This window comes from Mycetocola sp. Y442 (assembly GCF_056898615.1).
This window is the reverse complement of sequence record NZ_JBXHBV010000001.1, coordinates 370,385-387,309: the sequence shown is the minus strand read 5'-3', so window position 1 is coordinate 387,309 and position 16,925 is coordinate 370,385. Positions and strand designations below refer to the sequence as shown.

The following is a 16,925-nucleotide window of genomic DNA, read 5'->3' as shown; positions in this document are numbered from 1 at the left end:
CCGCAATTGGCTGTCAGCAGTCGCTTGTAGGCTGGGAGGGTGTCTGACAACGAAAAGCCTACCCTCCTCGTCATTGACGGTCATTCCCTAGCATTCCGGGCGTTCTACGCACTCCCGGTCGACAGTTTCTCCACTAAAGACGGTCAGCACACGAATGCTATTCATGGCTTCCTCGCCATGCTGATCAACCTCATCCGCGATCACAAGCCGACACACATCGCCGTCGCGTTCGACATCTCACGCTTCAGCTTCCGCACCCGCGAGTACCCCGAGTACAAGGGCACGCGCGGTGAAACGCCATCGGAGTTCATCGGCCAGGTCCCGCTGCTGCAGGATGTCCTCGCCGCGATGAACATCACAACGATCTCGATCGAAGACTACGAGGCCGACGACATCCTCGCGACGCTCAGCGTTCAGGGGCGCGAGCAGGGCTACCGGGTGCTCGTCGTGTCCGGTGACCGCGACACGATCCAGCTCGTCAACGACGACGTCACGCTGCTGTACCCCTCCCGGATGGGCGTCTCCGACCTCACGCGCTACGACGCCGCGAAGGTGATGGAACGCTACGGCATCCAGCCGCACCAGTACCCCGAGGTCGCCGCTCTCGTCGGCGAGACCAGCGATAACCTCCCCGGCGTGCCCAAGGTCGGCGAGAAGACGGCCGTGAAGTGGCTCAACCAGTACGGCAGCCTCGACGGCATCCTCGAGAACGCCGACAAGATCACCGGCAAGGTGGGGGAGAGCCTCCGCGAACACAAAGAGAACGCGATCCGGAACCGCAGGCTCAACCACCTGCTCACCGATGTCGAGCTTCCTGTCACTCTCGACTCGCTCGAGAAGAAGCCGATCGACGAAGCTGCCGTCCGCGAGATCTTCGACAAGCTCGAATTCCGCACGATGCTCGACCGCCTGCTCAAGGCGGAGGGGCTCGACGAGCAGACCACAGGTGTTCCGGCGGTTCGCGCCGACGCCGTGAAGATCCCGGTCCCGCAGCAGCTCCTCGATGAAGAACTCGGTGCGTGGCTCAGCCGCGCCACCGCGGCGAACCCCGACGGGCTCGGTCTCACCATCGAACTGCACGACGGCAAACCCGTCGCCGCAGGAATCGCGACGCTCACCGAGGCCGTCGCCCTCGCCTGGAAGCCGGGTGGTGCCGACTACGCGCCGTTCGAAGCCTGGCTCGCCAGTGATGCTCCCAAGGTCATGACCGACGCGAAGAAGCAGCTCAAGGCGCTCCGTACCGCGGGGGTGGCGTTCGACGGTATTGCCTTCGACACCCACATCGCCGGGTGGCTCCTGCGCCCGAACGGCACCGAAAAGACCCTCGCACACCTCGTCTCGCGGTACCTCGACGAGTCGCTGCCCGTCTCCGACCCGAACCAGCTCGTGCCGCTTGACGACCCTGCAACGGCACCGGTTGAGGCGTGGTTCACCCTTCGTCTGCTCGCACCGCTGACCGAGGCGCTCGACCCTGGTTCGCGCAAGGTACTCAGCGACATCGAGATGCCGACGCTCATCACCCTCGTCGACATCGAACTGCGCGGTGTTACCGTCAACCACGATCAGCTCGCCGAACTCTCCGGCCAGCTCGCGACTCGCGCCGCCGACCTGGCCAGCCAGGCATACGCGATCATCGGCCACGAGGTAAACCTCGGCTCACCGAAGCAGCTCCAGGAGGTGCTGTTCAACGAGCTCGACATGCCGAAGACCCGAGCTAACAAGACGGGCTATTCGACGGATGCCGGTGCGCTGGCCGATCTGCAGGCCTCCAACCCGCATCCGTTCCTCGGCCTGCTCCTCGAACACCGCGACGCGACCAAACTTCGCCAGATCGTTGAAACCGTCGACAAGGCGATCGGTCCTGACGGCAGGGTCCACACGAGTTATGTCCAGACCGGAACGACAACGGGCCGGATCTCGTCGACAGACCCCAACCTGCAGAACATCCCGGTCCGCACCGAAGAGGGTCGTCGCATCCGTGCCGCGTTCGAAGCTGGCGAAGGCTACGAGACCCTGCTGACCGCCGACTACTCGCAGATCGAGATGCGGATCATGGCGCACCTCTCCGGTGACCCTGGCCTCATCGAGGCATTCCGCACCGGAGAAGACCTCCACAGGTTCGTCGGCTCGAAGATCTTCCTGGTTGCCCCCGAGGACGTCACCAACGAAATGCGCACCAAGGTCAAGGCGATGTCATACGGGCTCGCCTACGGTCTCAGCGCGTTCGGGCTGTCGAAGCAGCTGCGGATCGATTCGTCCGAGGCGAAGAAGCTCATGGCCGGGTACTTCGAACGGTTCGGAGCGGTCCGCGACTACCTCCGCAATGTCGTCGAACAGGCCGTCGAAGACGGTTACACCACGACCATCTTCGGCAGGCGCCGCCCGTTCCCCGACCTCAAGAGCTCCAACCGGGTACTGCGCGATAACGCGCAGCGCGCGGCGCTCAACGCCCCGATCCAGGGCACGGCGGCGGACATCATGAAAATCGCGATGAACAACATCGAGAAGGACGTCGCCGAGAAGCAGCTGTCGAGCCGCATGCTCATGCAGGTGCACGATGAGCTCATCTTCGAGGTCGCCCCCGGCGAGTGGGATGCCATCGAGGCCGTCGTGCGGCACCGGATGGCCACGGCAGCCGACCTCGTGGTTCCCCTCGACGTGCACGTCGGGCGCGGGCACAACTGGGACGCCGCAGCGCACTGACCGTCCCGCCACACCCAACCCTGGCCCGCGATGCGCGGCGGGCCAGGGCGGTCTGTGCCTGACGCGCCGCGCTGCCGTAGGCTCACATCCATGACAGCAGAGCAGCGTACGCCGACCCCCATCGACGCCATAGCCGAATCGTGGGTCGACACCCTCGTCGACATCGACCCGCTCGTCGGCACCTACATCGGCCGGGACGAGGTCAACGACCGCTTCGGCGACTTCTCACCGGCCGGGCACGAGCGGTTCATCGATGAAGCACGCAAGGTCATTGCTGCTCTTGACAGTGCCAAACCCGTCGACGATGTCGACACTGTCACCCGCACCGACCTGCGCGCTGAGCTCGCCCTCGAGGTTGAGAGCGCCGACGCCGGCCTCCACCTGCGCGACCTCAACGTCATCGCCTCGCCGGCCCAGGGCATCCGAGAGATTTTCGACATCATGCCGACCGCCACCGTCGATGACTGGGAGAACGTGTCGTCCCGGCTCAAGGCGCTGCCCGAGGCCATGTCCGGCTACATCGAAACGCTCAGGCTCGGCATCCAGCGGGGGATCACCCCCGCGAAACGGCAGGTCGCTGAGGTCTTCGAGCAGGCCAAACGGTACAGCGCCAAGGACGGGTTCTTCGCCCACCTCGCCGCGACCTCCGGCCCGGTCGACGGCCAGCTCCCCGCGTCCCTCGCCTCTCAACTCAACCTCAATGCCGGACAGGCGGCGGTTGCCTACCAGGAGCTGGCGGACTTCCTGGCCCACGAACTCGAGCCAGTCGCCCGAACCGCGGATGCCGTCGGCCGCGACATCTACGAACTGCAGTCGCGCAGGTTCCTCGGTGCGACCATCGACCTCGACGAGACCTATGAGTGGGGCATCGAGGAACTGCGCACCATGGTCGAGGAGCAGGAGTCGATCGCCAGGGAGATCAAGCCGGGCGCGACGGTCGAGGAAGCCATCGCTTTTCTCGACAACGACCTGAGCCGCAAACTTCACGGAACCGACGCACTGCAGAAGTGGATGCAGGAGACGAGCGACCGCGCGGTCGCAGAGCTCGGACGCACCCACTTCGACATTCCCGAAGAGATCCGCACCATCGAGTGCATGATCGCGCCGACCCAGGAGGGCGGGATCTACTACACCGGCCCAACCGACGACTTCTCGCGGCCGGGTCGCATGTGGTGGTCAGTGCCGGAGGGCGTCACCGAGTTCGATACCTGGCGTGAACTCACCACGGTGTACCACGAGGGTGTTCCCGGCCACCACCTGCAGATCGGCCAGGCTGTGTACAACCGCGCGAAACTGAACACCTGGCGCCGCCAGCTCGCTGGTACGTCTGGACACGCGGAGGGCTGGGCACTCTACGCGGAGAGATTGATGGAGCAGCTCGGCTACCTCGATGACCCCGCTGACCGCCTGGGCATGCTCGATGGGCAACGGATGAGGGCGGCCCGCGTTGTGCTCGACATCGGCGTGCACCTCGGCAAGAAGGTGCCGGGCGGAGACACCGTCTGGACCGCTGACGACGCGTTTGCCTTCCTCGGCAGGAACGTCAACATGAACGAGGGCTTTGTCCGGTTCGAGGTGAACCGGTACCTCGGCTGGCCGGGCCAGGCACCGTCGTACAAGGTCGGTCAGAGGCTGTGGGAACAGCTCCGCGAGGACGCCGAGCGCCGTGAGGGGAACTCGTTCGACCTCAAGGCGTTCCACCGCCGAGCGCTGGACCTCGGCGGGGTCGGGCTCGACACGCTGAAACACGCACTGCTCGCTGACTGACCAGTGCCAGCGACGTCGGTCTATCAGGCGGCAATCGGTCCTGAGTTCTCAGCACTGCACCCGCGGCTGCACGCGTACTTCTCGGCGATTCCGGCGGGAAGCGTCGGGACGGGGTCCGGAGTCTTCGACGTGGTCGGTACACCCAGGCGCTGGCTGTGGCCGGCGCTGTGGGTGCTCGGCCTGGCCGGAGTTCTGTTTCCGGTGTGGCGGCGCACCGTGCCGTTCACCGTGGAGAACCGGTCGCTCAACGATGGCGCCGGCGTCCTTGCGGTGACCGCAACGCGCCGCTTTCATCTCCCCGGCGGCGACCGCGTCATGACCGACGTGATGCGAGCTCACCATGGCGAGCTGGTCGACAGCATCGGGTCGGGTGGGCTGATCACCGCACGGTTCGGCGCCCGGGTGGTCGACGGCGGGCTCGTCCTGCGTTCGACACACGTTGATATCCGACTCGGTCGCGCACACGTTCCGATCCCGGCCCGCGTCGCGCCCGTCGTGGTGTTGAGCGAGCGATTCGATGACGACGCCGACGCACAGCGGGTCAGGGTCACGATCGATGCGCCGGGCCTCGGCAGGCTCTACGAATACGGCGGAAGCTTCAACTACACCGTCACCGCCCCGGTGCCGGTGCATCCATCAGAACCGAAGGAACCGGATCATGAGTGAACGTGTCGTCATCGCCGGGGCATCCGGGTTCATCGGTCACTACCTTGCGTCCCGGTACCGGTCGCGCGGGGCAACGGTCAGCACCATCGGAAGGCGAACAGCGGATGCCGCGTGGGGCGACACCGCCGCTATCGTCCGGTTGCTTGACGGCGCGGACCTCCTCATCAACCTCGCGGGAAAAAGCGTCAACTGCCGGTACACCCCGGAGAACCGACGGGAGATTCTTCGATCACGCGTCGAGACAACCCGTGAGCTGAACGAGGCGGTGCGTGCGTGCGACGCACCACCCGCCCTGTGGGTGAACTCATCGACGGCGACCATCTATCGCCACGCAGAAGACCGCCCGATGACCGAGTCAACGGGCGAGCTCGGCACCGGGTTCAGCGTCGGCATCGCTCGCGCCTGGGAGGACGAGTTTTTCGCGGGGGAGCTGCCGGCGACACGCAGGGTCGCCCTCCGGCTCGCCATCGTGCTCGGCGATGGAAGTGCGCTCACCCCGCTGCGCTGGCTGACGAGGTTCGGGCTCGGCGGGACCCAGCACGACGGGCGCTGGCCCGCGACACGCCAGCGAAGAGCAGCGGGCACCTTTCACGAGTTCGGCGCACGGGGAGGGCAGCAGAAATTCAGCTGGATCCACATCGACGATGTCGACCGGATCATCCTTTTCCTCAGGGAACGGGGCGACCTCGATGGGATCATCAATGCCGCCTCGCCCCGTCCCTCCGACAACCGTGGGCTCATGACCGCTTTGCGCCACGTCCTGGGCGTGCCGTTCGGATTGCCGACAACCCGGTGGATGCTCGAGCTCGGAACGGCGATTCTTCGCACCGAAACCGAGCTCGTGCTCAAGAGCCGCTGGGTCGTCCCCGAGCGGCTCACGGAGGCCGGCTACCGGTTCCACCACCCCGATCTCGAGCCGGCGCTCGCGAGCATCGTCCGCGCCGGGGCGCCGCTGGCACCCTGACCGTTTGGCATTTGCTCTTCCCGCTTATTTCCGGGTAAACTGGCATGTCACATTTGTGACGATCTATCCGTTCGCTGTGCGCAACAACAGCCTCCCATAATCACCGATTATCGAAGGTCGCGCACGGCCCGAAATATGTCCTTACTGGAGCAACTACTACATGACAACCACAACGACCGCCAAGCAGGTCGCTATCAACGACATCGGATCGGCTGAAGACTTCCTGGCCGCGGTCGAAAAAACACTGAAGTTCTTCAACGACGGAGACCTCATCGAGGGCACCGTCGTCAAGATCGACCGCGACGAGGTTCTCCTCGATGTCGGCTACAAGACCGAGGGTGTCATTCCCTCTCGCGAGCTTTCGATCAAGCACGACGTAGACCCGAGCGAAGTAGTTCAGGTCGGCGACACGGTTGAAGCCCTCGTCCTCCAGAAGGAAGACAAAGAAGGCCGTCTCATCCTGTCCAAGAAGCGCGCTCAGTACGAGCGTGCGTGGGGCGACGTTGAGAAGATCAAGGAAACCGATGGCGTCGTGACCGGTTCGGTCATCGAGGTCGTCAAGGGTGGACTTATCGTCGACATCGGCCTCCGTGGCTTCCTGCCGGCCTCGCTCATCGAGCTCCGCCGCGTCCGCGACCTCACGCCGTACCTCGGCCAGGAGATCGAGGCCAAGATCCTCGAGCTCGACAAGAACCGCAACAACGTTGTGCTTTCGCGTCGCGCACTCCTCGAGCAGACCCAGTCCGAGAGCCGCACCACGTTCCTGAACAACCTCCAAAAGGGCCAGGTTCGCAAGGGTGTCGTTTCGTCGATCGTCAACTTCGGTGCGTTCGTCGACCTCGGCGGCGTCGACGGTCTCGTCCACGTCTCCGAACTCAGCTGGAAGCACATTGAGCACGCCAGCGAGGTCGTCGAAGTCGGCCAGGAAGTCACCGTCGAGATTCTCGAGGTCGACCTCGACCGCGAGCGCGTCTCCCTGTCGCTCAAGGCGACGCAGGAAGACCCGTGGCAGGTCTTTGCCCGCACCCACGCCATTGGCCAGGTTGCACCGGGTAAGGTCACCAAGCTCGTCCCGTTCGGTGCGTTCGTTCGCGTTGCCGATGGCATCGAGGGTCTCGTTCACATCTCCGAGCTCAGCGGCAAGCACGTTGAGCTCGCCGAGCAGGTTGTTTCGGTTGGCGACGAGGTCTTCGTCAAGGTCATCGACATCGACCTCGAGCGTCGCCGCATCTCGCTGAGCCTCAAGCAGGCCAACGAGGGTGTCGACCCCGAGGGAACCGAGTTCGACCCGGCTCTCTACGGAATGCTCACCGAGTACGACGACCAGGGCAACTACAAGTACCCAGAGGGCTTCGACTCCGAGACCAACGAGTGGAAAGAGGGCTTCGAGTCCCAGCGCGAGAAGTGGGAGCAGGACTACGCTGCAGCCCAGGCTCGCTGGGAAGCCCACAAGAAGCAGGTTGTCGCATCTGCAGCTGTCGAAGAGGCAGCAGCAGCGGCTCCGGCCGCCGGATCCTCGTTCTCGAGCGAGACCGCTGGTGCGGGAACGCTTGCTGACGACGAGTCGCTCGCCGCTCTCCGCGAGAAGCTCTCGAGCAACTCCTAAGCAGCAGCGACTGCTCACGCAGTACTGACACAACTGGCCGGCCCTTCTGGGCCGGCCAGTTTTGCGTATCCAGTCCAACACGCCGTTGGCTCGGGGCTCAGCCTTCAGCATCCGTGCGGAATCGGCTGATAGTGTTGCGGCGCAGCCGAGCGCTGCGGCCAGCCTGGGCTGCGCCCCGAGAACCCATCACTATTCGAAGGTGCCACGTGGATATTGATCCTCTGAAGCAGTACCTCGAAACGGATACATCCGCCGAGAAGTCACTGCGCAACAACCCCCAACAGGAACGAAGCAGGCAGAGCCTCCAGTCGATTCTCCGGGTCTGCGGTGAGATTATCGACGAGTCAGGGCACGCTGGTGTGACCACCGCCGAGGTGGCGAAGCGCGCTGAAATGGCAATCGGAACCGTGTACAGGTTTTTCCCCGATCGCATCGCGCTGATGATCGGTGTCTACCAGTACATGCAGGACCAGTTCGTGTCGCTGTGCATCGAGCGGCTCCTGGACGAGCAGCCCGAGACCTGGCAGGACGCACTCGGCATCATGATGGACACTTCCGTCGTCGCGCGGCGCACGATCCCTGGCTTCAAGGCGACGCAGTACCGCATCCTCGGGGACGATGAGAGCCAGGAGCAGTACTCCCGCAGCCAGCGTGCCTACGTGAGCGCGGTCGTCAAACTGCTCTCTCAGTTCGATTTCCCCGACGATGACCGCTGGATCGGCCACGTGAGTGTGGCCGTCGAACTTTCCCGCGCGCTCCAGCGCCTGGCGTTCGACCAGACTCCGGACGGCGACCCCTGGCTGCTTCAGGAAGCACGCGCCGTTCCGATCGCCTATCTCGAGGGTCACCTGGTCCCCGCCGTTTAGGTGACCAGCCCTCGTTCGAACCGCGTGTATCTCATCGGCCTTACCGGCGGAATCGGCTCCGGCAAATCAACGATCGCCCGGCGTCTCGCTGAGCTGGGGGCCGTCCACATCGACGCTGACCAGCTCGCGCGCGAGGCCGTCGAACCGGGCACGCCCGCGCTCGAGGCGATCACGGCATCCTTCGGTGATCGGGTACTGACCGATGATGGCCGGCTCGACCGTGCGTCGCTCGGCGCGATAGTTTTCTCCGATGCTGCCGCGCTCGCAACTCTGAACGGCATCGTCCACCCGGCGGTCCGGCGTCTGACGAAAGACCGCATCTCGCAAGCGGCGAACGAGAACCCCGACGCCGTCGTGGTCTACGACGTTCCACTCCTGGTCGAGGCGAACCTGCCGCGCTCCTACGACCTCATCGTGGTTGCCCAGGCCAGTGCGGACACCAGGATCCAACGGCTCGTCTCGCTCAGGGGAATGTCTCCGGAGGAAGCGGAGCGGCGGATAGCGGCGCAGGCCAGTGACGAGGAGAGGCTTGCTCTCGCCGACGTCGTTATCGACACCGACAAGACACTCGCCGACACCCTCGAGCAGGTCGACGGCCTGTGGGCTTCGCTCTCGGCAAAATCGGGGGACCGCCGCGGGACCTCCGATGTCAGTGACGGTGCCTAGACTCGAAGTATGGCAAAAACGCGCGCTGTTCACCCGTTCGAAGTCGTCAGTGAGTACACTCCATCGGGCGACCAGCCCAAAGCGATAGCCGAACTGAGCGCACGGATCAACGCGGGCGAGACCGATGTCGTCCTCCTCGGCGCGACAGGAACCGGTAAGTCAGCGACCACGGCGTGGCTCGTCGAGGCAGTGCAGCGGCCAACGCTCGTTCTCGCGCACAACAAGACCCTGGCCGCGCAGCTCGCCAATGAGTTCCGTGAGCTGATGCCGAACAACGCTGTCGAGTATTTCGTCTCGTACTACGACTACTACCAGCCTGAGGCCTACGTTCCCCAGACCGATACGTTCATCGAGAAAGACTCCTCGGTCAACGCGGAGGTGGAGCGGCTGAGGCACTCGACGACGAACTCCCTGCTCAGCAGGCGCGACGTCATCGTCGTGTCCACCGTGTCGTGCATCTACGGCCTCGGAACACCCGAGCAGTATCTCGACGCCATGATGGCGCTGCAGGTCGGCATGCGAGTGGACCGAGACTGGCTCATTCGCAAGTTCATCTCGATGCAGTACAACCGCAATGACGTCGATTTCTCGCGGGGCAACTTCCGCGTCCGTGGCGACACCATCGAGATCATCCCCGTGTACGAGGAGCTGGCGATCCGGATTGAGATGTTCGGAGACGAGGTCGAGGGTCTCTACTCCCTCCACCCGCTCACCGGCGACGTCGTCAGGAAGCTCGACAACGTCTCCATCTTCCCCGGCTCCCACTACGTGGCGAGTACCGACGTGATGCAGCGCGCCATCGTCAGCATTCAGGAAGAACTGGAGCAGCGCCTCGCAGAGCTCGAGCGCCAGGGCAAACTCCTCGAGGCCCAGCGACTGCGTATGCGCACCAACTTCGACCTCGAAATGATGCAGCAGATCGGGTTCTGCTCCGGGATCGAGAACTACTCGAGGCACATGGAGGGGCGTGCGCCCGGTGAAGCCCCGCACTGCCTGATCGATTACTTCCCCGACGACTTCCTCGTCGTGATCGACGAGTCACACGTGACGGTGCCGCAGATCGGTGCGATGTACGAGGGTGACTCGTCCCGCAAGCGCACGCTGGTTGAGCACGGATTCCGGCTGCCAAGCGCCCTCGACAACCGCCCGCTGAAATGGAACGAGTTCAAGGATCGGGTCGGGCAGACCGTTTACCTCTCGGCCACCCCCGGTCGATACGAAATGGGCATCGCTGACGGAATCGTCGAGCAGATCATCCGCCCGACCGGTCTCGTCGATCCCCAGATCATCGTCAAACCGTCACACGGACAGATCGACGACCTGCTCGAAGAGATCAGGATTCGCGCCGCTCGCGACGAACGCGTACTCGTCACAACACTGACGAAAAAGATGGCAGAAGAACTCACCGACTTCCTGACCGAAGCGGGAGTTAGGGTCCGTTACCTGCACTCCGACGTCGACACCCTGCGCCGGGTGGAGCTGTTGAGTGAGTTGCGCGCGGGGATCTACGACGTCCTCGTCGGTATCAACCTGCTCCGAGAAGGACTTGACCTGCCAGAGGTATCACTCGTTGCCATCCTCGACGCAGACAAAGAAGGATTCCTGCGGTCGTCGACCTCCCTCATCCAGACCATTGGCCGTGCGGCGCGAAACGTCTCCGGTGAGGTTCACATGTACGCGGATGTCCTCACCGACTCGATGAAACGCGCGATCGAGGAGACGACGAGGCGCCGGGAGACGCAGGTCGCGTACAACCTCGAACACGGCATCGACCCGACACCGCTTCGCAAACGAATCGCCGACATCACCGAGGTGCTCGCGAGGGAAGGCGCAGACACGGCGCAGATGCTTGCCGGTCGCGACTCGAAGAAGAAAAAGAGCCCGACGCCCAACCTCAGGCGCGAAGGGATCGCGGCCGAGGGAGCCGATCAGCTCGAGTCGATCATCGCGGATCTCAACGATCAGATGCTCACGGCAGCGGCGGAGCTCAAGTTCGAGCTCGCGGCGCGCCTCCGTGATGAGCTCTCCGATCTCAAACGCGACCTCCGCCAGATGGAGAAGGCCGGCCACCTCTAGCGCCGCATACAGCGCCGGCAGCAGCTCTGAGACCACGCGGGGGAGCGGTCACTCCTCTTCCGCGGGACGTTCTGGGACGCCGTAATCGCCGATGAGGGGCACAAAGGTGACCGCGCAGAGGTGCTCCAGCTGGAGCCCGCCGTTCGACCCCCGCGTGGCCCGGGTAAGCATCTGGCCGAATCGCGGCTCGCCGATGGGCATAATGATCCGTCCGCCATCGGCGAGCTGGTCTGCCCACGGTGAGGGAATCGCCGGTGCGGCGGCCGCGGCAACTATCGCGTCGTACGGAGCGCCTGGTGGATACCCGTGCGTGCCATCGCCGACGACGACCGTGACATTGTCGTACCCCAGCCGACGGAGGACTTCGGTTGCAGAATCCGCGAGTTCCGGGTGGCGCTCGATCGACACGACACTGTGCACCAGTTCGGCAGCTACAGCAGCGGCGTACCCCGATCCGGTCCCGACATCGAGCACCGTGTCGTTCTCACCGAGCTCCGCCGCCTCGAGGGTGAGTGCGACGATATATGGCTGGGAGATCGTCTGCCCGGCATCGATCGGCAGTGGGTGGTCGTCGTAGGCACTGGCTTGCGACCACGCCCGCACGAACGCTTCGCGCGGTACCCGGCGCATCGCATCGAGCACCCGCGCATCGCGAATGCCGCGAGCCTGGAGTTGCTCGGCGACCATTCGTTCGCGGCGCCGGCGAAAGTCGTCCATTGTCTCATTGTGCCCCCGTGCCCAGCTTCATGTCAGTGGGTCATCGTAGACTCGAGGGGTGTCGATATCGAAGGTAAATTCAACGTCAAAACTCAGCGTGCGAGGCGCACGCGTCCATAACCTGCGCAACGTGGATCTTGACATCCCGCGCGATTCTCTCGTGGTATTCACCGGCCTCTCCGGGTCGGGCAAGTCGTCGCTCGCATTCGACACGATCTTCGCCGAAGGCCAGCGCAGATATGTCGAGTCGCTCTCGGCGTACGCGCGTCAGTTCCTCGGCCAGGTGGACCGACCCGACGTCGATTTCATCGAGGGCCTCAGCCCCGCCGTGTCGATCGACCAGAAGTCGACGAACCGCAACCCGCGCTCGACAGTCGGCACGATCACCGAGGTCTACGACTACATGCGCCTCCTGTGGGCCCGAGTGGGAGTTCCGCACTGCCCCCAGTGTGGTGAGCCGATCCAGCGGCAGACCGTGCAGCAGATTGCCGACCAGCTCATGGAGCTCGAGACGGGCACGCGCTACATGGTGATGAGCCCGGTTGTTTCGCAGAAGAAGGGTGAGTTCGTCGACCTCTTCAAAGAACTGGCTGCGAGCGGCTACGCCCGCGCCGTCGTCGACGGCGAGCAGGTTCAGCTCTCGGAGCCACCGACACTCAAGAAGTCGTACAAGCACGACATTTCGGTCGTCGTCGACCGTCTCGTCGCCGGCCCCGACGCTCTCAGCAGACTGACCGACTCGCTCGAGACCGCGCTACGTCTCACCGACGGGCTCGTGGAGATCAAACTGGTCGACGAGGAGGGCCCGGATTCGGTTCGCTCGTACAGCGAGAAGCTGTCGTGCCCGAACAATCACCCGATCCAGCTCACCGAGATCGAACCGCGCACATTCAGCTTCAACGCTCCATTCGGCGCGTGCCCGGAGTGCTCCGGCCTCGGCACTCGGATGTCGGTGGACGCCGACCTTCTCATCGGCGACCCGAGCCTCAGCATCGACGAGGGCGTCATCATTCCGTGGACCACACAGGGCAAGGGGCTCTACCAGTACTACGAGAAGCTGCTTGACGGACTTTCCCGCGACCTTGATTTCTCCCTGCGGACCCCGTGGGCTGATCTTCCGAAGAAAGTCCAGGAGGCGGTCCTCCGCGGCGAAAACTTCAAGGTCAAGGTCAAGTGGAAGAACCGCTACGGGCGCGAGGTCAGTTACACCTCGGGCTTCGAAGGGGTGATGCCGTACATCGAGCGCCAGTACGCTCAGGCCGAGACCGATGTCCAGCGCGCCAGGTGGGGCGAGTATCTCCGGGAGATTCCCTGCCCCGTGTGCAACGGCCAGCGCCTCAAGCCCGAAGTCCTCTCCGTCCTGATCCACGGCACCAACATCGCTGAGGTCGCCGAGCTCAGCCTCACCGACGCCCGTGCCTTCATGGACCAGATGGAATTGACCGCCCGCGAGTCCACCATCGCGGCCCAGGTGCTGCGCGAGATCAAACTGCGGCTGGACTTCCTGATCCAGGTCGGCCTCAACTACCTCAACCTCTCACGAACCGCCGGGTCACTCTCCGGCGGCGAGGCACAGCGCATCCGGCTCGCCACACAGATCGGATCCGGCCTCACCGGCGTGCTGTACGTGCTCGACGAACCGAGCATCGGTCTCCACCAGCGTGACAACCGCCGGCTGATCGAGACGCTCGTCACCCTCCGCGACCTCGGAAACACGCTCATCGTCGTTGAACACGACGAAGACACGATCCGCACGGCCGACTGGGTCGTTGACATCGGACCAGGTGCCGGCGTCAACGGCGGTCGCGTCGTCCACTCAGGCTCGTACGAAGACCTGCTCGCGAACCCCGAATCGCTGACCGGTGATTACCTCGCCGGACGCCGCGAGATCCCGATTCCCGAGACCAGGCGCCCGGTCGACCCCGAGCGTCTCATCTCGGTCGTCGGTGCCGAGGCCAACAACCTCCGCAAGGTCAACGTCGATTTCCCCCTTGGCACCTTCACGGCGGTCACGGGCGTGAGCGGCTCCGGCAAGTCCTCCCTCGTCAACGACATCCTGTACCGGGTTCTCGCGAACAAACTCAACGGCGCACGCAAGGTACCCGGAAAGCACACTCGCGTGACCGGGCTCGAGCAGCTCGACAAGGTGATCCACGTCGACCAGGCGCCGATTGGCCGCACACCGCGGTCCAACCCGGCGACCTACACCGGTGTGTTCGACCGCATCCGCACGCTGTTCTCCGAAACCACCGAGGCAAAGGCGCGCGGATACCTCCCGGGTCGCTTCAGCTTCAACGTCAAGGGCGGGCGCTGCGAGGCGTGCTCCGGCGACGGAACCATCAAGATCGAGATGAACTTCCTGCCCGATGTTTACGTGGCCTGCGAGGTCTGCGGGGGAGCGCGGTACAACCGCGAAACCCTGTCTGTGCACTACAAGGGCAAGAACATCGCCGAGGTCCTCGACATGCCGATCGCGGAGGCCGCTGAGTTCTTCGAGGCGATCACCTCGATCCACCGGTTCCTCAAGACGCTCGTTGAGGTCGGACTCGGCTATGTCCGGCTCGGCCAGAGTGCAACCACCCTGTCTGGTGGTGAAGCGCAGCGTGTGAAGCTGGCGACCGAGCTGCAGAAGCGCACAAACGGCAGGAGCATCTACGTCCTCGACGAGCCGACGACAGGCTTGCACTTCGAAGACGTGCGGAAGCTCCTCCTCGTCCTCAACAGCCTCGTCGACAAGGGCAACACGGTCATCGTCATCGAGCACAACCTCGACGTGATCAAGTCTGCTGACTGGATCATCGACATTGGCCCCGAGGGTGGCGCGGGTGGCGGACGCGTGCTCGCGACGGGCACCCCCGAGAAGATCGCGAAAGTCAAGAAGAGCCACACGGGGTTCTACCTCAACGAAGTGCTCGAGGCCGAACAGGTTCAGGCGCGTAAGGCGGGATAGGTGGCACCACCACTGAGCTATCGCCCCAAGCCGGGCGAAATTCCGACGAGCCCCGGGGTGTATCGATTTCGAGACGAGACATCCCGGGTGCTCTACGTCGGCAAGGCGAAGAACCTCCGGGCGCGGCTGAGCAACTATTTCGCTCCGCTGCACACGCTGCACGAGCGAACCCGCCGCATGGTCACGACCGCATCGAGCGTGGAGTGGACCGTCGTCGGGAGCGACATCGAGGCGCTCCAGCTCGAGTACACGTGGATCAAGGAGTTCGATCCACCGTTCAACGTCAAGTTCCGCGACGACAAGACCTACCCGTACATGGCGATCACCCTCGCCGACGAAGCTCCGCGTGTGCTCGTCACCCGCAACCCGCGGATCAAGGGCGCCAGGTATTTCGGCCCGTACCCGAAGATCTGGGCGGTTCACGACACGATCGATCTGATGATCAAGGCGTTCCCGATCCGGACCTGCTCCGACTCCAGTTACAAACGGGCCATGCAATCGGGCAAGCCCTGCTTCCCTGGGCAGATCGGACGCTGCGGTGGCCCGTGCTCCGGCAAGGTGACGATCGAAGAGCACCGGGCGATGGTCGATGACTTCGTGAGCTTTATGGCCGGTCACGATCGTCGCTTCGTGACGGATGCCACGCGCAAGATGAAAGACGCCGCTGCCCGGCAGGACTACGAGAGCGCTGCCAGGTATCGGGATCGCCTTCAGGCGCTCGAGGCGGTACTCGAGAAAAGCGCCGTCGTTCTCAAGGACTCAGTCGACGCCGACCTCTTCGGCGTCGTCCACGACGAACTCTCTGCGGCGGTCCAGCAGTTCATCGTCCGTGGCGGCCGGATCCGGGGTGTCCGGTCGTGGACCGTTGACAAGGAACTCGACCTGTCGACCGGAGAGCTCGTCGACAGCATCCTGCAACGCGCATACGACGGATCCGCCACTGACGTGCCCAGGGAGGTTCTGGTCCCCGAGCTCCCCGAAGACGCTGACGAACTCGAAACCTGGCTCGCCGGCATCCGCGGTAAAGGCCGGGTGCGGCTCAAGACCGCCCAGCGCGGAGAGAAGGCCGCGCTCATGCAGACGGCGAATCTCAACGCGAAGAACGCGCTGCAGCTTTACAAGATGCGAAGGACCGCTGATTTCGTCGCCCGCTCCCAGGCGCTGACCGACATCCAGGAAGCGATCGGGATGGAACAGGCACCCCTCCGGATCGAGTGCTTTGACGTCTCGCATCTCTCCGGCACCAACATCGTGGCGTCGATGGTGGTCTTCGAGGACGGCCTGGCGCGAAAAGACCAGTACCGCCGGTTCAGTATCGCGTCGTCCACCGACGATACCGACTCGATCTACCAGGTACTGAGCCGACGGCTGGCGTACCTCACGACCCCTGAGACCGTTGAGCCGGAGCCTGACCCGACGGCACCCGGCATCGTCGCAGACGACGTGAAACGAAAGAAGTTCGCGTACCCGCCGCAACTGCTCATCGTGGACGGTGGCCAGCCCCAGGTGCAGGCCGCACAACGCGCCCTGCAGGAGTCAGGGCGGACAGACATCCAGCTTGTGGGCATGGCGAAACGGCTCGAGGAGATCTGGCTCCCAGATAATGACTATCCCGTGATCCTGCCGCGCAACTCCGAGGCACTCTTCCTCCTGCAGCGGGTGAGGGACGAAGCGCACAGGTTCGCCATCACGTACCAGCGCACCAAACGCAAGCGCGACATCACCAGTGTGCTCACCGAGATCCCCGGTCTGGGACCCGCTCGCGTCAAGGCGCTTCTCGTTCACTTCGGATCGGTTGCGGCGATGCGCGAGGCAACCCCGGAGGCGATAGCCGCGGTGAAGGGGGTTGGACCCGCGCTCGCGCAGACCATCGCCGATACCCTCCAGGACCGCCAGCGCGCCAACAGTCGGTAGGCTTGAAGTCCAGCCAGAGGGCAACGTCCC

The 16,925-nt window shown here is 64.1% G+C and carries 11 protein-coding genes; 10 read left to right on the top strand and 1 reads right to left on the bottom strand.

The annotated features are described in order from the left end of the window. Positions 1-39: 39 nt before the first annotated feature. The 8 genes from polA (at position 40) to uvrB (ending at position 11,314) form a co-directional block, all read left to right on the top strand. Positions 40-2,703 carry a DNA polymerase I gene (gene polA, locus AC1X6S_RS01830; protein WP_483404125.1) on the top strand — a complete coding sequence of 888 codons (2,664 nt, stop codon included), beginning with the start codon at positions 40-42 and terminating at the stop codon, positions 2,701-2,703. Positions 2,704-2,793: 90 nt separating this feature from the next. Then, on the top strand, positions 2,794-4,470 hold the full coding sequence (locus tag AC1X6S_RS01825) for a DUF885 domain-containing protein (RefSeq protein WP_483404124.1): 1,677 nt from the start codon (positions 2,794-2,796) through the stop codon (positions 4,468-4,470). 3 nt (positions 4,471-4,473) lie between these two features. Beyond that, positions 4,474-5,136, top strand: coding sequence for a DUF4166 domain-containing protein (locus AC1X6S_RS01820; RefSeq protein ID WP_483404123.1), 663 nt, complete (start codon positions 4,474-4,476; stop codon positions 5,134-5,136). Continuing rightward, positions 5,129-6,100, top strand: coding sequence for an epimerase (locus tag AC1X6S_RS01815; protein WP_483404122.1), 972 nt, complete (start codon positions 5,129-5,131; stop codon positions 6,098-6,100). Before AC1X6S_RS01820 ends, AC1X6S_RS01815 begins: the two co-directional genes overlap by 8 nt. 160 nt (positions 6,101-6,260) lie before the next feature. Continuing rightward, on the top strand, positions 6,261-7,706 hold the full coding sequence (gene rpsA / locus AC1X6S_RS01810; RefSeq protein ID WP_483404121.1) for a 30S ribosomal protein S1: 1,446 nt from the start codon (positions 6,261-6,263) through the stop codon (positions 7,704-7,706). A gap of 206 nt (positions 7,707-7,912) precedes the next feature. Continuing rightward, complete coding sequence (locus AC1X6S_RS01805) at positions 7,913-8,572, top strand: TetR/AcrR family transcriptional regulator (RefSeq protein ID WP_483404120.1); 660 nt, start codon at positions 7,913-7,915, stop codon at positions 8,570-8,572. A 24-nt stretch (positions 8,573-8,596) separates the two neighbouring features. Beyond that, positions 8,597-9,238: a dephospho-CoA kinase gene (gene coaE / locus AC1X6S_RS01800; protein ID WP_483404959.1), complete on the top strand. Its 642-nt coding sequence runs from the start codon at positions 8,597-8,599 to the stop codon at positions 9,236-9,238. A 9-nt stretch (positions 9,239-9,247) separates the two neighbouring features. After that, positions 9,248-11,314 carry an excinuclease ABC subunit UvrB gene (uvrB, locus tag AC1X6S_RS01795; protein ID WP_483404119.1) on the top strand — a complete coding sequence of 689 codons (2,067 nt, stop codon included), beginning with the start codon at positions 9,248-9,250 and terminating at the stop codon, positions 11,312-11,314. Positions 11,315-11,362: 48 nt separating this feature from the next. Here the strand turns inward: uvrB and AC1X6S_RS01790 are convergent, their stop codons facing one another. After that, positions 11,363-12,031 carry a protein-L-isoaspartate(D-aspartate) O-methyltransferase gene (locus AC1X6S_RS01790; RefSeq protein ID WP_483404118.1) on the bottom strand — a complete coding sequence of 223 codons (669 nt, stop codon included), beginning with the start codon at positions 12,029-12,031 and terminating at the stop codon, positions 11,363-11,365. Positions 12,032-12,089: 58 nt separating this feature from the next. Here AC1X6S_RS01790 and uvrA point away from each other — a divergent pair, with 58 nt between their 5' ends. Both uvrA and uvrC read left to right on the top strand, forming a co-directional pair. After that, positions 12,090-14,981, top strand: coding sequence for an excinuclease ABC subunit UvrA (gene uvrA, locus AC1X6S_RS01785; protein WP_483404117.1), 2,892 nt, complete (start codon positions 12,090-12,092; stop codon positions 14,979-14,981). Beyond that, positions 14,982-16,895: an excinuclease ABC subunit UvrC gene (gene uvrC, locus AC1X6S_RS01780; protein ID WP_483404116.1), complete on the top strand. Its 1,914-nt coding sequence runs from the start codon at positions 14,982-14,984 to the stop codon at positions 16,893-16,895. The last annotated feature ends 30 nt before the right edge of the window (positions 16,896-16,925 follow it).